Annotated in this window: 18 protein-coding genes; 15 read left to right on the forward strand and 3 right to left on the reverse strand. The window is 28.5% G+C overall.

Annotation, left to right across the window (positions count from 1 at the left end):
- Positions 1 to 195 precede the first annotated feature (195 nt).
- From ACTG48_RS06755 to ACTG48_RS06785, 7 genes are all read left to right on the forward strand, one after another.
- On the forward strand, positions 196 to 792 hold the full coding sequence (locus ACTG48_RS06755; protein ID WP_021384047.1) for a site-2 protease family protein: 597 nt from the start codon (positions 196 to 198) through the stop codon (positions 790 to 792).
- 30 nt (positions 793 to 822) lie between these two features.
- A complete protein-coding gene (locus tag ACTG48_RS06760; protein ID WP_479918409.1) occupies positions 823 to 1,542 on the forward strand; it encodes a segregation and condensation protein A in 720 nt (239 codons plus the stop codon).
- Between the two features lies 1 nt (position 1,543).
- Positions 1,544 to 2,083 (forward strand): SMC-Scp complex subunit ScpB, encoded by a 540-nt coding sequence (gene scpB, locus ACTG48_RS06765; RefSeq protein ID WP_021384030.1) that lies wholly within the window; start codon positions 1,544 to 1,546, stop codon positions 2,081 to 2,083.
- 190 nt (positions 2,084 to 2,273) lie between these two features.
- Complete coding sequence (locus ACTG48_RS06770) at positions 2,274 to 2,906, forward strand: DUF2953 domain-containing protein (protein WP_021384013.1); 633 nt, start codon at positions 2,274 to 2,276, stop codon at positions 2,904 to 2,906.
- Entirely contained in the window at positions 2,890 to 3,294 is a 405-nt protein-coding gene (locus tag ACTG48_RS06775) for a spore germination protein GerW family protein (RefSeq protein WP_479918410.1), read from the forward strand. The genes ACTG48_RS06770 and ACTG48_RS06775 overlap by 17 nt, the downstream gene beginning before the upstream one ends.
- Before the next feature lie 248 nt (positions 3,295 to 3,542).
- Positions 3,543 to 3,983 (forward strand): MarR family winged helix-turn-helix transcriptional regulator, encoded by a 441-nt coding sequence (locus ACTG48_RS06780; protein ID WP_479918411.1) that lies wholly within the window; start codon positions 3,543 to 3,545, stop codon positions 3,981 to 3,983.
- 15 nt (positions 3,984 to 3,998) lie between these two features.
- Positions 3,999 to 5,450 carry a leucyl aminopeptidase gene (locus ACTG48_RS06785; RefSeq protein ID WP_479918412.1) on the forward strand — a complete coding sequence of 484 codons (1,452 nt, stop codon included), beginning with the start codon at positions 3,999 to 4,001 and terminating at the stop codon, positions 5,448 to 5,450.
- A gap of 92 nt (positions 5,451 to 5,542) precedes the next feature.
- Here ACTG48_RS06785 and ACTG48_RS06790 read toward each other — a convergent pair whose 3' ends face one another.
- Complete coding sequence (locus ACTG48_RS06790) at positions 5,543 to 6,211, reverse strand: TMEM164 family acyltransferase (protein ID WP_021384003.1); 669 nt, start codon at positions 6,209 to 6,211, stop codon at positions 5,543 to 5,545.
- A 270-nt stretch (positions 6,212 to 6,481) separates the two neighbouring features.
- Between ACTG48_RS06790 and ACTG48_RS06795 the strand changes: the two genes are divergently transcribed.
- Positions 6,482 to 6,622 (forward strand): hypothetical protein, encoded by a 141-nt coding sequence (locus tag ACTG48_RS06795; RefSeq protein ID WP_021384055.1) that lies wholly within the window; start codon positions 6,482 to 6,484, stop codon positions 6,620 to 6,622.
- 186 nt (positions 6,623 to 6,808) lie between these two features.
- On the opposite strand, the gene ACTG48_RS06800 is transcribed toward ACTG48_RS06795, so the two are convergent.
- Both ACTG48_RS06800 and ACTG48_RS06805 read right to left on the reverse strand, forming a co-directional pair.
- Positions 6,809 to 7,129, reverse strand: coding sequence for a MazG-like family protein (locus ACTG48_RS06800; RefSeq protein ID WP_021384031.1), 321 nt, complete (start codon positions 7,127 to 7,129; stop codon positions 6,809 to 6,811).
- Positions 7,130 to 7,249: 120 nt separating this feature from the next.
- A complete protein-coding gene (locus tag ACTG48_RS06805; RefSeq protein ID WP_021384028.1) occupies positions 7,250 to 7,987 on the reverse strand; it encodes an NAD-dependent protein deacylase in 738 nt (245 codons plus the stop codon).
- A 314-nt stretch (positions 7,988 to 8,301) separates the two neighbouring features.
- Between ACTG48_RS06805 and ACTG48_RS06810 the strand changes: the two genes are divergently transcribed.
- The 7 genes from ACTG48_RS06810 to infB all read left to right on the forward strand — a co-directional run bounded on the left by ACTG48_RS06810 (position 8,302) and on the right by infB (position 19,048).
- Positions 8,302 to 10,137, forward strand: coding sequence for an SH3 domain-containing protein (locus ACTG48_RS06810; protein ID WP_479918413.1), 1,836 nt, complete (start codon positions 8,302 to 8,304; stop codon positions 10,135 to 10,137).
- 213 nt (positions 10,138 to 10,350) lie between these two features.
- Positions 10,351 to 14,649 carry a PolC-type DNA polymerase III gene (locus tag ACTG48_RS06815; protein WP_021384036.1) on the forward strand — a complete coding sequence of 1,433 codons (4,299 nt, stop codon included), beginning with the start codon at positions 10,351 to 10,353 and terminating at the stop codon, positions 14,647 to 14,649.
- A 201-nt stretch (positions 14,650 to 14,850) separates the two neighbouring features.
- Positions 14,851 to 15,312, forward strand: coding sequence for a ribosome maturation factor RimP (locus ACTG48_RS06820; protein WP_021384019.1), 462 nt, complete (start codon positions 14,851 to 14,853; stop codon positions 15,310 to 15,312).
- A 30-nt stretch (positions 15,313 to 15,342) separates the two neighbouring features.
- Entirely contained in the window at positions 15,343 to 16,497 is a 1,155-nt protein-coding gene (gene nusA / locus ACTG48_RS06825) for a transcription termination factor NusA (RefSeq protein WP_479918414.1), read from the forward strand.
- 6 nt (positions 16,498 to 16,503) lie between these two features.
- Entirely contained in the window at positions 16,504 to 16,785 is a 282-nt protein-coding gene (gene rnpM / locus ACTG48_RS06830; RefSeq protein ID WP_044213074.1) for an RNase P modulator RnpM, read from the forward strand.
- Positions 16,775 to 17,086, forward strand: a complete 312-nt coding sequence (locus ACTG48_RS06835; RefSeq protein ID WP_021384040.1) for a L7Ae/L30e/S12e/Gadd45 family ribosomal protein — start codon at positions 16,775 to 16,777, stop codon at positions 17,084 to 17,086. Before rnpM ends, ACTG48_RS06835 begins: the two co-directional genes overlap by 11 nt.
- 21 nt (positions 17,087 to 17,107) lie before the next feature.
- The gene (infB, locus tag ACTG48_RS06840) at positions 17,108 to 19,048 is read left to right on the forward strand and encodes a translation initiation factor IF-2 (RefSeq protein ID WP_479918415.1); all 1,941 of its coding nucleotides are present in this window, start codon (positions 17,108 to 17,110) and stop codon (positions 19,046 to 19,048) included.
- The last annotated feature ends 6 nt before the right edge of the window (positions 19,049 to 19,054 follow it).

Here is a 19,054-nt window from a genome sequence, read left to right on the forward strand (position 1 = left end):
AATATTGTATTTACAATAGGTGTAATTATTATATTTTCACAGTGAATATGATATAATAATAAAAGTTATAAAATAAAAAGTGAATTTTAATTTTATGTCTGTATGCTAAAATCATTATAATATAAAATAATTTTGCTTATAAGTTATTTAATTGTTATAATAATATTAAAAATTTAATTTAGGAGATGTACATTAATGTTAAGTATGAATATAGGAGAAATAGTAGCAAGTTTAGTTGGTATAGCTATGGCAATATCAATACATGAGTTTGGCCATGCTTATTCAGCTCACTTATTGGGAGATGATACAGCTAAATCTTATGGTAGAATGACATTAAATCCTGTAAGACATGTTGACCCAATTGGTCTTTTGGCTATGTTTATTCTTAGAATAGGATGGGCAAAACCAGTACCAGTAAACCCAAATAACTTTAAAAACTACAAGATAGGAAATCTGATAGTTTCACTTGCAGGTGTTTTTTGTAATCTTTTGACCGCCATACTTTGTGTAATTATAAATAAGTATGTGCATATGTATGCGATAAACACAATAGCTGAATACGTGTTTTTATATAGTATTGGATTTGCCGCTTTTAATTTACTTCCAATACCACCACTTGATGGATGGGGAGTAATATCTACATTTGTACCATATAAATGGAATGAATATGTGTATAAATTTGAAAGTATGAGTTATATAATTTTATTAATTGCTTTATTTACTGGTATATATAGAATAATATTAACACCAATATATGCTGTGTTACTAAAAATAGTATATTTATTTGTTTAATACAAATAAATAGATTAAAGAGGGATTGATATGAAGTATAATATACAATTGCAAGTCTATGAGGGGCCATTAGATTTACTGTATGATTTAATAACAAAACATAAGATAGACATAAAGGATATATCTATAATAGATATAACTAAGCAGTATTTAAATTATCTGAAATTATTAGATAAAATGGACTTAGAAATAACTAGTGAATTTATAACTATGGCATCAAAACTCCTAGAGATAAAATCCAAATATCTACTTTATAAACAAAAGGATGAAGAAGAAGACCCAAGGATAGAACTTATGGAAAAATTAGAAGAATATAGAAAGTTCAAGATAGCATCACAAGATATAAAAGAAAATGTAGCTTGTGTCAATGAGAGATTTTATAGAAATAAAGAAGAAATAATTATTGATGATAATGTAGATTTAGAAGATATATCAATAGAAGCAATAAAAAATATACTTCCATACATATTTAAAGTTAAAACATCACAAATTGAAAATTCTAATGATGAGAAACTAGATAAAATAGTAAGGAAGAAGATAATATCTGTAGAAGAAAAAATATTATATATAAGAGATATTATAAAAGAGAAGATTGAAGTTACTTTTACAAATATCATAAAATCATATGAAAATGATGAAATAATTGCTACATTTTTATCTATATTAGAGCTAATAAAAGAAAAAGAAATAGTAGTAGTGCAGGATATATTTTTTGACGATATTCTAATAAGAAAAAGTTCGGAGTGTTAAAATGAAAAGAGAAGATATAAAGTATATTATAGAATCTGTTATGTTTGCATATGGAGAACCAATAAGTATAAAAGAATTAAACTATATAATAAATGAAGAACTTTCATCAAAAGAGATAGAGATTATGTTAAATTCACTTATTGAGGAATATAGAGAAAAAAATAGAGGTATCCAGATAATTAAGTTAGAAAACAAATACCAAATGTGTACAAATAAAGATTATGCAGAATATATAAAGAAGATTATTGAACCAAAGAAAAAGAAAAGTTTGAGTCAAGCTACATTAGAAACTCTTACTATAATTGCTTATAAACAACCAATAACAAAAGTGGAGATAGAAGATATAAGAGGAGTAAAATGTGATAAGGTACTACAAACTTTATTTGAAAATGAGCTTATAAGAGAGGCTGGGAGGCTTAACAAGATAGGCAAACCGATAATTTATAAAACAACGGATGAATTTTTAAAATTATTGAATATAGAAACTCTTGAAGAGTTACCTCCTATAGAAAATTATCAAGAAGTAGCGACAAATGAATAAAATGTTATATATGTATAGTGATAGTATTAAAATTAAAAAACACAATGATTTAGTTTGCAATTTTAAATTTTTAAGGATTTAAAAGGCTCTAAGTTATTGTGTTTTTTTATGTAAATACAAAATTAGAATTATATCGAAATAAATATGGATAATTAAGTATAAATAGTAATTTTTTGATGATAATATAAACATGGAGTTTAATGAATTATTTAATTTTAAGTATTTAATAATAGCTATAATTTTTATAATAAGTATACTTATATTGATTTTAATGTCACATATAAACATCTTATTAATAGCTGATATAAATAACAACGATATTCTTCTAACAATTAATATAAAATACATGTTTAATTTAATAAATATAAATAGACAACTTTATCCAGCTGAAAATAGTAAAAATAATGATAAAAAAGAAGGGATGAAGAATAATATAGATTCAAGTATATTATTAGCTGATGACCTTTTAAGCGTTTATAGACTATTAAAAAAAATAAAAATACATGAACTTTATTCAAATATTAATTTTGGAACTGAAAATATCGGCTTAACATCTTCTGTGTATGTATTAATAAATACGCTATATGGAAATTTATTTAATATAATTGATGCAGAAAAAATGTATTTAAATGTAAATCCGGATTTTACAAAAGATTATGTTTTGGGAAATATAAGGATACATATAAGGTCAAGAATAAAAGATTTATTTCGCACTATAATAATGATTAATAAAATTATGAATAAGAATAAAGGAAATTATAAGGAAGGTGATAGTAATGAGAGCAACAGGTTCGATACAAAGTCTTATGGAAACAACTCTTGAAACAATTAAAGGTTCTATAGATGCAAATACTATTATAGGAGACCCTATAAAAACAGATACTACAGTAGTTGTACCTATATCAAAGGTTACGATTGGATTTGGTATAGGAGGAGGAGAATACTCAAAAGGATATGATGAGAAAGATAAAGAAATTGAATCAAAAAATGAAAAAGCAGATACGAATTTTGCTGGAGGTAGCGCAGGTGCTATATCTGTGCAACCAGTAGCATTTGTAGTTGTTGAAAGTGGAGAGACTAGAATAATGAGTTTAGATAGTAACATTAATCTTGTAGATAATATATTATCTATAACTCCTAGAGTATTGGAGAAAATTCAAAATATATCTCAAAGCAATAAAAATCAAGATAAAAACAATATGCAAAAATAAGATAAAATATTTACAAATATAGATGTGCTTACAAATAAAGTAGTGGGATTAGTATAAATCCCACTATTTTGCTGTGTAATTTAAACGTTTATCTTTAGTAAGATTTTAGTTTAAAACAATTTAAATAGATAATAAAGTTGATATATAGTATAATTATAAAAAGAAAAGAAAGTATTATGTTATAGATATATAAACGTATTTGAGGATATAAGAGGGAGTTATAAATCATTAGTTTTGAGGTGAGTGTTATGAACGATAAAGAGTTATCTATTTTGTTGTTAGAAAGTATGAATAACTTTCATAATTTAATAAAAATTATTAATAATGAAAGATATAAAAAAAGCAAGATGCTTACAGAAAGACAATTTTTTGCTTTAGTAAAAATAAGAAAACATGATAAAATAGAACTTAAAAATTTAAGTAGAGATTTGCATGTATCTACTTCTAGTTTATGTATACTACTTAATAAATTGGTTGAGCAAGATTATGTGTATAGGGAAGAAGATAGTAGAGATAGACGAAATACATTTTATGGCATAACTAAAAATGGAGAAAAGATATTAGATGATGAAATATTAAAGTTTGTTTCTATAATAAGTGATAAAATGGATTGCTTAGATATAGATAATAAAGATAAATTATTTTCTTCTTTAGAAGAATCCAAAAACATAATAGAACAATTATTTTAAAAAGGAGAATTTAGTATGAAGATAAAATGCTCTAAAGAAATATTAAAAAATCTAGAGAATGCTATAACAGTAGTAGCAATGTTTGATGGTGAAGATGTTTCTACAACATTTGAAGAATTAAATACTGTAAGTAAAAACTTTAAAGCTAAAGAAAATAATATAGATACTGTAACATTACTTGAAAATGGCAATTTAGTAAGTATTTGTTTTGTTGGTTTTGGTAAGAGGGAGCTATTAAATAGAGAAAAAATTAGAATCATAGGTGGAAACTTATGTAAGAAGTTAAAAAATATATTGAAAAATAAAGAATACAAGAGTAATGACATTAATATATTGAATCTTGATTTAAATAGCGATGAAATTGGTGCTTTTACAGAAGGTGTATTACTTGGAAATTATAAGTTCGATAAATATAAGACAAAAGACAAGGATTCTAAAAAAAGAGAAATTGATAATATAATTATATTTACTGAGAAGGAAGCTGAATGTCAAATTGAAAAATCAATGATGTTAGCTAATTCAAATATAATAGCTAGAAACCTAGTCAATGAACCATCAAATATAATCTATCCAAAAACATTAGCAATAGAAGCAATTAGACTTGGTGCAGAGTTCGGATTTAATGTTGAAGTTTATGAAGAAGAAAAAATAAAAGCATTGGGAATGGAAGCTTTTTTTGCTGTTTCAAGAGGTTCTGTTAATAAACCAAGATTTATAGTGATGCGATATTTTGGGAATAAAGAAAGTAAAGATATACTAGGATTAGTAGGTAAAGGATTGACTTATGATACAGGTGGATATTCTTTAAAATCAAATGCTTCTATGTTAGACATGAAAACAGACATGGCTGGTGCTGCAAGTGTCATAGGCGCTATGTGTGCTATATCTCAAAATAAACTAAAGAAAAATGTTATATCAGTAATAGCTGCATGTGAGAATTCTTTATCGGGAGGCTCATATAAACCTGGGGATATAATTAATTCTATGGCAAAGAAAACTATTGAAGTTTTAAATACAGATGCAGAAGGTAGACTTACATTAGCTGATGCAATATATTACATTATAAATAATGAAAAAGCAACAAAGGTAGTTGATGTAGCTACATTAACTGGTGCTGCTTTAACATTATTGGGTAATGTTGCAACTCCTGTAGTTACAAATAATGATGAATTCTATTGTGAATTAGAAAAAGCATCTACTTTGTCTGGAGAAAGAGTATGGAAGATGCCAATTTATGATGAATTTATAGATATGATAAAAGGAGAAGAAACAGACCTTAAAAACATAGGAGGTAAAAATGCTGGGTGTATAACAGCCGGAGCTTTTATTGGTGAATTTGTTGGTGATACTCCATGGATACATATGGATATCGCCGGAACAAGTACATCATCAAAATCAATTGGATACAAATCAAAGGGAGCAACAGGAGAACCTGTTAGAACTTTGTACTATTTAGCAGAAATGTAAAGGAAGAATCATAAAATATAACTTATAAAGCCACATAGATAATTTTTATATATAAGATTATCTATGTGGCTTTATTTTTGAATTTAAATAAACTATTTACTCTTTTTCTTTTTTTCAAGTATAAAAGTATCTCTATTAGATAAAAGAGCGGGTATGTACATAATACTAGTAACAAAAATAAATGTAAAAATAGCAGTTATACTATGGCTTAAAAATCCATAATAGTATTGTGAATTTGTAAATGTGTTTAGTAAAAATATGAATGAAAAATAAATTAAACAAATAGCTAAATTATCTCTAAGTGCGTATCTGTTAACTTTAAATTTTCTAACATCGACCATATAGATGTTTGCATAAATTATCAGACACTTAGAAAAGACAAATATAAAATATATTAAGCTAGGAAATTCATAACCCAAGTTTTTAGAAAAAATGAGTTCTCCAACTGAACAAACTAAACTCCAAGAAAAAAAGATGTTAAAAAGATGATACTGTTTAAAAACAAGTATAGCTATACACAGGTATATGCAGATATAATTAATTCCAATTGGTAAAGAGTTTAGAGTACTATAATTACCAGAAGAAATAATTAAGAATTGCTCTAAAGCCATAACTATTACCATTAATGTACAAATTATCTTCTCAACGGTGTAGCTATAAGGTAAAATATTTTTTGTTAGTTTTGGACAATAGTATAAAAACAATCCAAATATAAAGAGGCTTACAAATTGTTCACTAGAAAAAAGAAAAATTTTAAACATATAATATTCTCTCCTATAATAAATTTTAATATGTATCTATATAAATATATTCATTATCTCTCAATTTAATATATAAAAAATTTAATAATAGTTAGATTTTTTATAGAAATTTTGATAATTAAAAACATTCTATTGTTTTGTAGATATATTCTAATCATGTCAAAAAATAAAAAAATTTTTATTTACTAGAGTTTTTGGAAATAATAATAACAAATATTAGAACTAATTAACAGTTTTTGTAAGTATTTGACAATAGAGAGGGTGTAACAAATGGGAATAATAGAGTCAGCATCAAAATTGGCTGAGATGGTTCATTTATTAGCTGTTGAAAAGGGGATAGATGATATAGAAGCATGGGATGAAGCTGTGGAAGAATACAGTAAACTTTATGAAGAAAGGCGAAAGGAATAGGGTAATAAAAACTTGATGGTAAAAGTAAATTTACTTAAAGAATTTTAAATTTTTATAAAAATATTAAAAATGATATAAATAAAAAAGATGGTATTTCAAATGTAAGTAAAAAATCATTTTGTGATACCATCTTTAAATATTTACTTCAATAATGTACAAGCAATAAAAATGTACAAACAATAAATCTTACTTATCTATATTTTTTATGTAGCCTCTTTTTTCTAACTTACTTATATGTTCTTTGCGTATTTCATCAAGATTAATACCATATTGCTCTTCTAGCTTAAACATCATAGTAACACATGTCTGAGCTACATCCATTAGCTCCTTAGCAGTTTTCTTTATAATATCAACTTCATCTAAGTCATTATTTTCTCCACTTAGATTTCTGAATTTACCTATACATTCAGCTAATTCACCTTGTTCTTCACCCATTTTGATAAATGTAGATTCTAGTGTTGGGTCTAAATTATTAAGTTCTGGTAAGGATATAGTTTTTAGTTTCATAAAAAGCTCCTTTCAAGTTATTCATATTTTTACTAAAACATCATAACAAAGATAATACTAAAAATAAACTTTAAATTCAACATAAAAACTCATATATATAGTAAAAATAGTGAAATAAATCTACATTTGTCTTAATACAGCATCATATAAAACTTCTCCAATAGGCTTATTTATTACAAGAGAAGCTGATTTATCATAAACTGTATTTGCTTTATTAATAAGAGCTATATAGTTACCTTTATAATAATCTATAAAACTTGCAGCTGGATATACAGCTAATGATGTACCCCCTATGATTAGTAAGTCAGCATTACTTATAGCAGAGATTGTTTTAGTAATAACATCATTGTCGAGAGCTTCTTCATAAAGCACTACATCAGGTTTTACTATAGAACCACAGTTGTCACAGTAAGGAATATTACCACCTAAGTTTAACATAGCTTCTAAATCAAAAAACTTACCACATTTAGTGCAATAATTTCTGTGTACAGAGCCATGTAATTCTAAAACATTTTTACTTCCAGCCATTTGATGAAGACCATCAATATTTTGAGTTATCACTGCTTTAAGCTTACCCATCTCTTCTAGTTTTGCTAAAGCTATGTGAGCATTGTTTGGCTTTGCATTAGGATATATTAATTTATCTTTATAAAATTCAAAAAAATCTTCTGGGTATCTAACAAAAAAAGTATGTGAAACTAATTGTTCAGCAGTAAATTGTTTATTAAGTTTCTGACTAAACAGTCCAGTAGAACTTCTAAAGTCTGGGATATTAGACTCAGTTGACACACCAGCTCCACCAAAAAATACTATATTGTTATGATTAGCTATCAATTCTTTTAAGTTATTTGCATCCATAGTTACACCTCCAAATTATTATATATAAATTGTACTACATATTAGGATGTTTATGTTACTTTATTAGAACTCAGTGTTTTTAAAATAAGTTTGGTATTCTCAAAATAAATTTATGTGGTAATCACATGTAACATTACAAGTACTATAAAAAAAATCTATTTTCATATTTAAAAAACCTATAGCTTAATAAGAAGAATAAAGAATTTATAAAAAGAATGTATACAAAATGTAAATAGACAATATTTACTAAAATCACAAGTTGTCGTATAATTATATTAAAATTGTTTTAGTGTATAAGAAGGGCGGGGAAGTACGTGAAGAAAAAAGCAGCGTTAGCAACATTAGCTGTATTACCCTTAAGTATGATAAATGCACATGCTGATGGTGATGTAGGTATAGTGACTATAAATTATTTAAATGTAAGAAATGAGCCAACTGCCGAAAGTAGTATAGCCTTTGTTGCTAAGAAAGATGACAAGGTTTTGATTAAAGACTCTTCTGATGGATGGTATAAAATAAAAGCTGAATCTGGACAAGAAGGTTGGGCTTCGTCAAAATATATAGCAAAATCAAATGGTGATTCTTTAAGAACATCTACAAATAAAGAAAAACAAGTTACTTCAAATAGTTTAAATATGAGAAATGGAGCAGGTACAAGTTATAGAATAATAACTGTATTAAAAAAAGGACAAAAGGTAGAAGTAATATCAGAGAGTAATGGATGGTCTAAAATCAAATATGATGGAAGATTAGGATATGTATCTAGTTCTTATTTAGGAGATTTTTCAAACTCAACTAATAACTCAAAAACTAAACAAGTAAATACAACTTCACTAAATGTAAGAAGTGGGCCGAATACAAGTTATGGTTTATTAGGTAAGTTACCAAAAGGAAGTAAAGTGGAAGTACTTTCAGAGAGTAATGGATGGTCTAAAATAAAGTATAATGGAAAAGATGCATATGTATCTAGTATGTACTTATCAGATGTAAGCCAAAGTAATTCAGATAATTCTAATCAAAATAATGATAAAAAAAATACTGATAAAGTTGTAAATACAGCTTCTTTAAATGTAAGGAGTGGACCTGGTTCTACATATAGTAAGTTAGGAAAGGTCTATAAAGGAAGTAAAGTAGAAGTATTATCAGAAAGTAGTGGATGGGCTAAAATTAATTTTAATAATAAAGAAGCCTTTGTAGTAGGTAATTATTTATCTAATTCAACAGGCAATGACAATTCGAATAATGACAATTCGAATAATGATAACTCAAATAGTAATTCTAATAATAGTGGAAATAATTCATCATCATCAGGTCAAGTAAATGGAATGTCTGGTATAAGTGGAGCTAAAATTGATTATAAATCTTTGAGTTATACTTTAGCATCTCACATAAGTAAACAAGTTGAGAAAGCAGCAGCAGGAGGAAATGTAGTAGCACCAGGAAATAGAAAAAGCACTCCAAGTCCTGAATATAGTACTTTTTCAGCCCAGAGAACAAGTTCATTTGTAAATGCAAGTTCAAGTGATATAGAGTATTATTTAAATCCTAAAAACTTTACAAATACTACTAAAGGTATGATGCAGTTTTTGAAGATTAATAGTTATAGAGGAGGTATTTCAGAATCGAGTTTAAACTCATATCTTAATGGTCTATCTTCTAGTATCTTTAAAAATCAAGGAGCAGCATTTATAAATGCTGCTAAGAAGTACAATATAGATGTTGTATATCTGGTATCACATGCTATGTGGGAAACTGCCTATGGCAAATCTACACTTGCACAAGGTCAGACGCTAACATCTTATAAGGGACAACCTCTTAGTAAACCAGTTAAAGTATACAATTTTTTTGGAATAGGAGCAATAGATAAAAGTGCTAATGTTTCAGGGGCAGAAGCAGCATACTCTAATGGATGGACTAGTGTAGAAGCTACTATAGATGGTTCTGCAAAGTGGATATCTCAAAATTATATAAACAGTTCTAAATATAATCAAAATACTATTTACAAGATGAAGTGGAATTATGATTATACATGGCATCAATATGCAACTGATGTAAATTGGGCGAATGGAATTTCTGGGATTATGGAAAATCTAATTGGTCTTTATGGAGGAGGAAGCAGTTTAGTTTTTGAGGTTCCTCAATACAAGTAATACATAAGTAAAAAATACAGACTATGGGTAGTTTTCATTTTATTTAAATTATCTATAGTCTTTTTGTATATAATTTACAAGGTATAAAGTTAATATTAGCAAAATTTTTATGTTATAATATTAATTCTAAGTAAAGATAAGTGAATAATAGATAGAAATAGATAAAAAGTGGTAATAATATATAAAAGATAATTTTGAGAAAGGAGGATATACATGGAAAGTATTAAGGAATATTTAGATAAGTTGGAAATTAACAATAGTGGTCTTGGAAAGCAACTTAAAGAAGTTTACATAAATAGAGTAGTTTATTTTAAAGAAGACAAGATAGTTTACTTTTACCTAACTTCTAAAGATATTGTTTCTCATGAGCTTTTAGATAAATTTAAAGAGGAATTGATGTATAAACTCGATTACTTTAAAGATATGAGAATGAAGATAAGGTTCACTGGTTTTGAAAGAAAATCTAATAAAGATGTCATAAAAAAATATTGGAATAATATATTGTATATATTGAAGTATCTTTGTCCATCTATAGCAGGATGGTATAAACAAGTAGAATTTCTTTGTTTAGATGAAGAACTAAAAATAAAACTTCCCAAAGGTATATTTTATGAGCGATTAATGAAAAAAAATGTAATTTATGTGCTTAGAACTGTGCTTAGTGAAGAGCTAGGATTAGATTTAAATATAACAATTGAAAAGGCTGTTGATGAAAAGATAAATAAAGAGAGACTTATAAGAATTAATGATAGAGAGATGGAAGAAAAAATTAGAGCTTTAGAAATTGGAAAGATTAATAATTGTGAAGAACATGAAGAAGAAAGTTATGTCATTAAGTCTGAAGTAGATGAAAACTTAGTCTATGGAGATAATGCAAATGCCATGATTGAGAATATAGCTGAATTAAACTCATCTTCTGGAACAGTTGCAGTTGTTGGGGATATATTTGATGTTGAAACTAAGGAACTTAAAAACGGAAAAATACTTATGATAGCATCAATTACAGACTATACGAGTTCAATAAGTTGTAAACTATTTTTAACAGACACAAATAAAGATGGAGTACTTGAAAATGTTAAAAAAGGAGCATATTTAAAAATCAAAGGTGACATAGTTTATGATACATATCAAAGAGAAATTAGTATGATGATTAGTGGGATAAGAAAAGAATCTAGGCCAGAGAGAGAAGACAAATCAGAAGAAAAAAGAGTAGAATTACATGCACATACACAAATGTCTTCTATGGATGCTATTTGTTCTGTCAAAAAGCTTGTAGAACGTGCAGCTAAATGGGGACATCCTGCTATTGCTATAACAGACCATGGTGTCGTACAAGGATTTCCTGATGCTATGAATGCAGGTAAGGCAAATAACATAAAAATACTTTATGGAGTAGAGGGATACTTGGTTGAAGATGATTCTCTTATTATAGAGGATGCAAATGACAAAGAACTTTCACAAACATTTGTTGTATTTGATATAGAGACAACTGGATTTTCCAATACAAATGATAAAATAACTGAAATTGGTGCTGTAAAAATAGAAAATTTTAAGATTGTAGATAGATTTAGTGAATTAATAAATCCAGAAAAAGATATTTCTTATAAAATACAAGAATTAACAGGAATAACTAATGAGCTAATAAAAGACAAGCCAACCATTGAAGAGGTTCTCCCTAAGTTTATGGAATTTGTTGGAGATAGTGTATTAGTAGCACATAATGCAGAGTTTGATACAGGATTTATATCACAAAAGTGTAGAGAACAAGGTTTATTATACAATAACAAAAAAGTAGATACCCTTATGTTGGCAAGAGTCATGTTGCCAAAATTAAAAAGACATAGATTGAATCTTGTTGCTAAAGAGCTTGGTATACCTCTTTTGAATCACCATAGAGCAGTAGATGATGCTGAGGCTACAGCACTTATATTTAATAAATTTTTACAGATACTTACAGAAAAAGGTGCAAAAACTTTAAGTGATGTAAACAATGTACTTGGGAAAATTGATTATACAAAGCTTAGCACAAATCATATAACCTTAATAGCAAAAAATTCTGTAGGTATAAAAAACTTATATAAAATAATTTCAGATGCACATGTAAATCATTTTTTCAGAGCTCCAAGAATACTTAGAAGTGTATTGAATGAATATAAAGAGGGCTTGATAATTGGTTCAGCATGTGAAGCAGGAGTAGTTTTTCAAGCTGTAAAGAAAAATGTACCTGATGACGAAATGAAAAAAATAATAGATTTATATGACTATATTGAAGTAATGCCTATAGATAATAATAGATTTATGATTGATAAAGGAGAAGTCAAAGACGAAGAAGAGTTAAGAGAACTTAATAGAAAGCTAATTGATACAGCTAAAAAATTTAATAAAATTCCAGTAGCCACTGGAGATGTTCATTTTTTAGATAAACATGAAGCAGTGTTAAGAAAAGTTCTTAAGTATTCTCAAGGTTTTAAGGTAGATGAAGAAGAAACTTATTTACATTTTAGAACAACAGATGAAATGTTAGAAGAATTTGGTTATCTTGGTGAAGAATTGGCATATGAAGTTGTAGTGGAAAACAGTAATTTAATTGCTGATATGGTTGAAGATATAAAACCTATACCAGACGATACCTATCCACCAATTATAGAAGGTTCAGATGTAGAATTAAGAGAAATGTGTTATGAAAAAGCTAGACGAATCTATGGGGAACCAATACCAGAAATAGTTCAAAAAAGACTAGATAGGGAATTAAATTCGATAATAAGTAATGGATATGCAGTCATGTATATTATAGCTCAGAAACTAGTTGCAAAATCTCTTTCAGATGGTTATCTAGTTGGTTCAAGAGGTTCAGTTGGGTCGTCTTTTGCAGCGACAATGAGTGATATAACAGAAGTTAATCCTCTTCCAGCACACTATATTTGTGAAAATGAAGATTGTAAATATTCATTCTTTTATGAAATAGGTGAATGGGGTTCAGGAGTTGATTTACCAGATAAAGATTGCCCAAAATGTGGAAGAAAGCTTGCAAAGAATGGTCATGATATACCATTTGAAGTATTTTTGGGTTTTGAAGGTGATAAAGAGCCAGATATAGACCTAAATTTCTCTGGAAATTATCAGCCGATAATTCATAAATACACAGAAGAATTATTTGGGGAGGGGTATGTATATAGAGCAGGTACCATAGGTACTGTAGCAGAGAAAACAGCGTTTGGATATGCAAGAAAATATGTAGAGGAAAATAATATAAGCGTACCAAATGCAGAAGTACTCAGACTTTCAAATGGTTGTACAGGAGTAAAAAGAACTTCAGGACAGCATCCAGGAGGAGTTATGGTTATACCAGATTATAAAGATGTGTATGATTTTACACCTATTCAATATCCAGCAAATGATACTTCTTGTGGTGTAATAACTACTCACTTTGATTATCATTCAATAAGTGGTAGAATACTGAAATTGGATATACTTGGACACGACGGTCCTACCATAATAAGAATGCTTGAAGATATTACTGGAATAAATATAACAGAAATACCATTAGATGATGAAGAGACTATGTCTTTATTTACATCTACAGAGGCATTGGGAGTTACTCCAGAAGAGATAAATTGTCCAATAGGTTGTCTTGCTGTACCTGAGTTTGGAACTAAATTTGTACGTCAGATGCTACTTGACACAAAGCCTACTACATTTGCTGAGCTTGTACGTATATCTGGTCTTTCCCATGGTACAGATGTTTGGGTAAACAATGCACAAGATTTAGTTAGAGAAGACATAGTTGGGTTAAAAGATGTTATATCAACACGAGACGATATAATGAACTATTTAATATTTAAAGGATTACCTCCAAAAATGAGTTTTACAATAATGGAGAGTGTAAGAAAAGGTAAAGGTCTAAAGCCAGAACATATTGAAGAAATGAAGAAAAATGATGTTCCAGAGTGGTATATAGGTTCATGTAAAAAGATTAAATACATGTTCCCAAAAGCGCATGCTGTTGCTTATGTTATGACATCATTCAGAATTGCATATTGTAAAGTTCACTATCCAGAAGCATTTTATGCAACTTATTTTACTACAAAAGTTGAAGATTTTGATGCAGATTTAATTGTTAAAGGTCTAGATTCTATAAAATCAAAAATAAATGAAATTGAAGCATTAGGGAACGATGCAACTACGAAAGAAAAAGGTATGTTAACAGTATTAGAAGTTGCTCTTGAAATGTATGCTAGAGGAATAAAGCTATTGCCAGTTGATATATACAAATCAGATGCGACTGATTTTATAGTAGTGGGAGAAAAGACATTACTTCCACCAATGGCAGCAATACAAGGCCTTGGAGGTAATGCTGCTATAAATATTCAAAATGAAAGAAAAAATGGTGAATTTATATCAAAAGAAGATTTGAGAAAGAGAACGAAAATATCAAAAACGGTAATAGAAACTCTTACTAATCATGGTTCACTTGAGAATATGAGTGAGAGAAATCAATTGTCACTGTTTTAAGTTAGTTCAAAAAGTTGCAAATAAAAGAATTTTATGATATCATAGTATAGAAAATAGTATACTTTGCAGAAACTAAGAGTGAGACAGCTGTTCTCACTCTTTTATTTTAAATATATTATTAAAACCAGTTTAATTTTATTAAATATGTTTTATTTAAAATTATAGTAACTGGTCATTTACAATTGAATAGGAGGAAATTTAATGAAAAAAAATTTAGAAGCTACAATTGAAGAGATTGTAACTAAAATAACAGATGAACATGGATTTGAAATGGTTGATGTTGAATATGTAAAAGAAGCGGGAGAATACTACTTAAGAGTATACATAGATAAAGAAGAAGGAATATCTTTAAATGAATGTGAATTAGTTAGTAGAGAATTAAGCCCAATATTAGATGAAAAAGACCCTATAAAGGAGAATTATTTTTTAGAAGTATCTTCTCCAGGACTTGATAGAGCATTAAAAAAAGATAGAGATTTTGTAAGATACCAAGGTAGAGATGTAGATTTAAAACTATATAAAGCATTAAATGGATGTAAACAATTTGAAGGTGAACTTGTAGGACTAACAGAAGATAATAATATAAAAATCATTGTAAATAGTGAAGAAATGGAATTTAATAGAAAAGATGTTGCTATTGTCAGATTAGCAATAAAGTTTTAGTGGTATATTAAATAGGGAGGAAATAAAAAAATGAATCATGAATTTATGGAAGCACTAAACGAATTAGTGGTTGATAGAGGTATAGATAAAGAGATACTTATAGATACTATAGAACAAGCTCTTTTAACTGCATATAAGAAAAACTTTGGTTCAGCACAAAACGTTAGAGTTGAATTTGATAGAGACAAGGGAGATATAAAAGTATTTTCTCAAAGAGTTGTTGTTGATGAATCAGATTTATATGATACTTTCTTAGAAATAGAGTTAGCAGATGCTAGAGAGATAAACCCTAATTATGAATTAGGCGATATTATAGAGCATGAAGTTACTCCTAAAAACTTTGGAAGAATTGCAGCTCAGACAGCAAAACAAGTAGTTGTTCAAAGAATAAGAGAAGCTGAGAGAGAAATAGTGTATAATGAATTTATAGAAAAAGAAAATGAAATAGTTACAGGAGAGGTTGCTAGAGCAAATAAAAACATTGTTTATGTAAACCTTGGAAGAATAGAAGGTATAATGACTCAAAGTGAGCAAATACCATTTGAGAATTATAAAGCAGGTCAAAAAATAAAATTCTATATACTTGAAGTTAAAAAGACTAATAAAGGACCTCAAATAGTTGTATCAAGAAGTCATCCAGGTCTAGTAAAGAGATTGTTTGAAGAAGAAGTTCCTGAAATATATGAAGGAATAGTTCAAATAAAATCTGTAGCAAGAGAAGCAGGGTCAAGAACTAAAATGGCAGTAAGGTCTATAGATGAAAAAATAGACCCAATTGGAGCTTGTGTTGGACCAAAAGGACTTAGAGTAAAAAATATAGTGGATGAACTTGGTGATGAAAAAATAGATATAATAAAATATAGTGAAGACCCAGCAGAGTTTATATCAGCAGCACTTAGCCCATCAAAAGTTGTTAGAGTAGATATAAATGAAGATGAAAAATCTGCCTTAGTAATTGTTCCAGATTATCAGTTATCGCTTGCTATAGGTAAAGAAGGTCAAAATGCAAGACTTGCAGCAAAATTGACTAACTGGAAGATAGATATTAAGAGCGAATCTCAAGCAGAACAAGAAATGTTAAATCTTGAAAATTCCAGAGAAATAGAAGATGAGGATGTTAAAGCTGAATTTATCAACCAAGAAGAGTTAGATACTTCAGATGATACTTTTAGTGAAGAAGAGTAAGGAGGGATGATTTTGAAAAAAGTAAAAAAAGTGCCTCAAAGAAAATGCATAGCATGTCAAGATAGAGACTCTAAAAAAGAGCTTATAAGAATAGTTAAAAATAAAGAAGGAAAAATATTTTTAGACCAAACAGGAAGAGCTAATGGAAGAGGAGCATATGTATGTAAAAGCTCTGAATGTCTCAAAAAGGCTATCAAAAGCAAAGCATTAAATAAAGCTTTTAAGATAGATGTTCCTGATGAAGTCTATGATAATCTACTTATGGAGTTAGAAGAATATGAAAAATAATAAAGAAAAAATACATTCATTCTTAGGGCTCGCAACTCGTGCAGGGAAAATAGTGTCTGGTGATGACTCAACTTTGCTTGACTTGAAAAAAGGAAAAGTAAAGTTGGTTTTAATAGCAGAAGATGCATCAAATAATACTAAAAAACTTTTTAAGGATAAATCAACTTTTAGAAATATTCCATATCTATTTTTTTCAACAAAAGAGGAAATAGGATTTGCAATAGGAAAATCTCCAAGAGCAGTTGTAGGAGTAAAAGATGAAAATTTTTCTAAAAAGATAATTGAACTAATAGAAGTTTAAAATAAAATAGGGGGTGATCTTGTGTCAAAAACAAGAGTATACCAAATAGCAGAAAAATTAAATATATCAAATGAAGAGCTTATGAATAAGTTAACTGAATTAGATATAAATGTAGCTGATAAAGATTCAGTATTAGAAGGAGAAGAATTAGAATTAGTATTAGAATTCTTAAATGAAGCTTCATCTAAAGAAAATGAAAATGTTATAGAGATAGATGGAAAGCTAACAGTTCAAGCATTAGCAACAGAGTTAGATAAATCTCCATCAGAAGTAATTATGAAGCTCATGAAAATGGGAACTATGGCAACAATAAATCAAGAGATAAGTTTTGAAATTGGTGCTTTAGTTGCCAAAGACTATGGATTTGAACTAACAGTAGCTGAAAGTGATGATACAGAAGCTTTAGAAATAGAAGCTTTAATGGAAATTGAAGAAGATAAAGAAGAGGATTTAAAATCTAGACCACCAGTTGTTACAGTTATGGGACATGTTGACCATGGTAAAACATCTCTACTAGATGCAATAAGAAAAACTGATGTAATTTCAGGTGAAGCAGGAGGAATAACTCAGCATATAGGTGCTTCAGAAGTTAAAATTAATGGACAAAAAATAGTATTTTTAGATACTCCAGGACATGAGGCTTTCACATCAATGAGAGCAAGAGGAGCACAAGTTACAGATATAGCAATATTAGTGGTTGCAGCAGATGATGGTATAATGCCTCAAACAGTAGAAGCTATAAACCATGCTAAAGCAGCAGGAGTACCTTTAATAGTTGCTATCAATAAAATAGATAAACCAGGTGCAAATCCAGATAAAGTAAAACAAGAATTAGCAGACCAAGGATTATTAGTTGAAGACTGGGGTGGAGAAGTAATAGCAGTTCCAGTATCAGCTAAGAAAAAAGAAGGAATAGATACACTTTTAGAAATGGTATTATTGGTTGCTGAAATGGAAGAATTAAGAGCAAATCCAAATAAAAGAGCAGTAGGAACTGTTATAGAAGCTGAGCTTGATAAAGGAAGAGGTCCAGTTGCAACAGTACTTGTTCAAGGTGGTACTTTAACAGTAGGTGACCCAATCGTTGCAGGTGCTGCATGTGGTAAAGTTAGAGCAATGATAAATGCAAAAGGGAAAAGAGTAAAAACAGCAGGACCATCTACAGCAGTTGAGATATTAGGTTTATCAGAAGTTCCACAAGGTGGAGACCAATTTGTTGAGGTTCCAACTGACAAAATTGCTAGAAGTGTAGCAGCAAGAAGACAGCAAATAGTCAGAGATGAAATGTTAAAATCAACTCAAAGATTATCACTAGATGTTTTATTTAGTCAAATGAGTGAAGGTTCTATAAAAGACCTTAATATAGTTATAAAAGCAGACGTACAAGGTTCAGTACAGGCAGTTAAACAATCTTTAGAAAAACTATCAAATGAAGAAGTTCAAGTTAAAGTAATACATGGAGGTGTTGGAGCTGTAACAGAATCAGATATATTACTTGCAGCAGCTTCTAATGCAATAATAATAGGATTCAATGTAAGACCAGTTCCAGGTGCAGAATCTCTAGGAGAAAAAGAAAATGTTGATATAAGAACATATACTATAATATACAAAGCCATAGAAGATATACAAGCTGCTATGACTGGTATGTTAGACCCTGAATATGTTGATGAAGAAACAGGAAAAGCTGAAATAAGAGAAATATATAAAATATCTGGTGTTGGAACAGTAGCTGGATGTTATGTAACTAATGGTAAGATATTTAGAAACTGTAAAGTTAGATTAGTTAGAGATAGTATAATAATACATGAAGGTGAACTTGCAGCACTTAAGAGATTTAAAGATGATGTAAAAGAAGTTAATTCTGGATACGAATGTGGTATGAGTTTTGTAAATTATAACGATATAAAAGAAGGCGATGTAGTAGAGGCTTATATAACTAAAGAAGTAGAAAGAAAATTATAAATTCGT

The organism is Clostridioides sp. LIBA-6822, from assembly GCF_056688955.1.

Bases quoted from the DNA above. Each gene is read 5' to 3' on its own strand.
- ACTG48_RS06815 (WP_021384036.1), top strand. From the start codon at position 10,351: ATGGAAAGTATTAAGGAATATTTAGATAAGTTGGAAATTAACAATAGT.
- ACTG48_RS06775 (WP_479918410.1), top strand. From the start codon at position 2,890: ATGGAAACAACTCTTGAAACAATTAAAGGTTCTATAGATGCAAATACT.
- nusA (WP_479918414.1), top strand. From the start codon at position 15,343: ATGAATCATGAATTTATGGAAGCACTAAACGAATTAGTGGTTGATAGA.
- ACTG48_RS06755 (WP_021384047.1), top strand. From the start codon at position 196: ATGTTAAGTATGAATATAGGAGAAATAGTAGCAAGTTTAGTTGGTATA.
- scpB (WP_021384030.1), top strand. From the start codon at position 1,544: ATGAAAAGAGAAGATATAAAGTATATTATAGAATCTGTTATGTTTGCA.
- ACTG48_RS06785 (WP_479918412.1), top strand. From the start codon at position 3,999: ATGAAGATAAAATGCTCTAAAGAAATATTAAAAAATCTAGAGAATGCT.
- ACTG48_RS06790 (WP_021384003.1), bottom strand. From the start codon at position 6,211: ATGTTTAAAATTTTTCTTTTTTCTAGTGAACAATTTGTAAGCCTCTTT.
- ACTG48_RS06760 (WP_479918409.1), top strand. From the start codon at position 823: ATGAAGTATAATATACAATTGCAAGTCTATGAGGGGCCATTAGATTTA.
- rnpM (WP_044213074.1), top strand. From the start codon at position 16,504: ATGATTTTGAAAAAAGTAAAAAAAGTGCCTCAAAGAAAATGCATAGCA.
- ACTG48_RS06835 (WP_021384040.1), top strand. From the start codon at position 16,775: ATGAAAAATAATAAAGAAAAAATACATTCATTCTTAGGGCTCGCAACT.
- ACTG48_RS06780 (WP_479918411.1), top strand. From the start codon at position 3,543: ATGAACGATAAAGAGTTATCTATTTTGTTGTTAGAAAGTATGAATAAC.
- ACTG48_RS06770 (WP_021384013.1), top strand. From the start codon at position 2,274: ATGGAGTTTAATGAATTATTTAATTTTAAGTATTTAATAATAGCTATA.
- ACTG48_RS06795 (WP_021384055.1), top strand. From the start codon at position 6,482: ATGGGAATAATAGAGTCAGCATCAAAATTGGCTGAGATGGTTCATTTA.
- ACTG48_RS06805 (WP_021384028.1), bottom strand. From the start codon at position 7,987: ATGGATGCAAATAACTTAAAAGAATTGATAGCTAATCATAACAATATA.
- ACTG48_RS06800 (WP_021384031.1), bottom strand. From the start codon at position 7,129: ATGAAACTAAAAACTATATCCTTACCAGAACTTAATAATTTAGACCCA.
- ACTG48_RS06820 (WP_021384019.1), top strand. From the start codon at position 14,851: ATGAAAAAAAATTTAGAAGCTACAATTGAAGAGATTGTAACTAAAATA.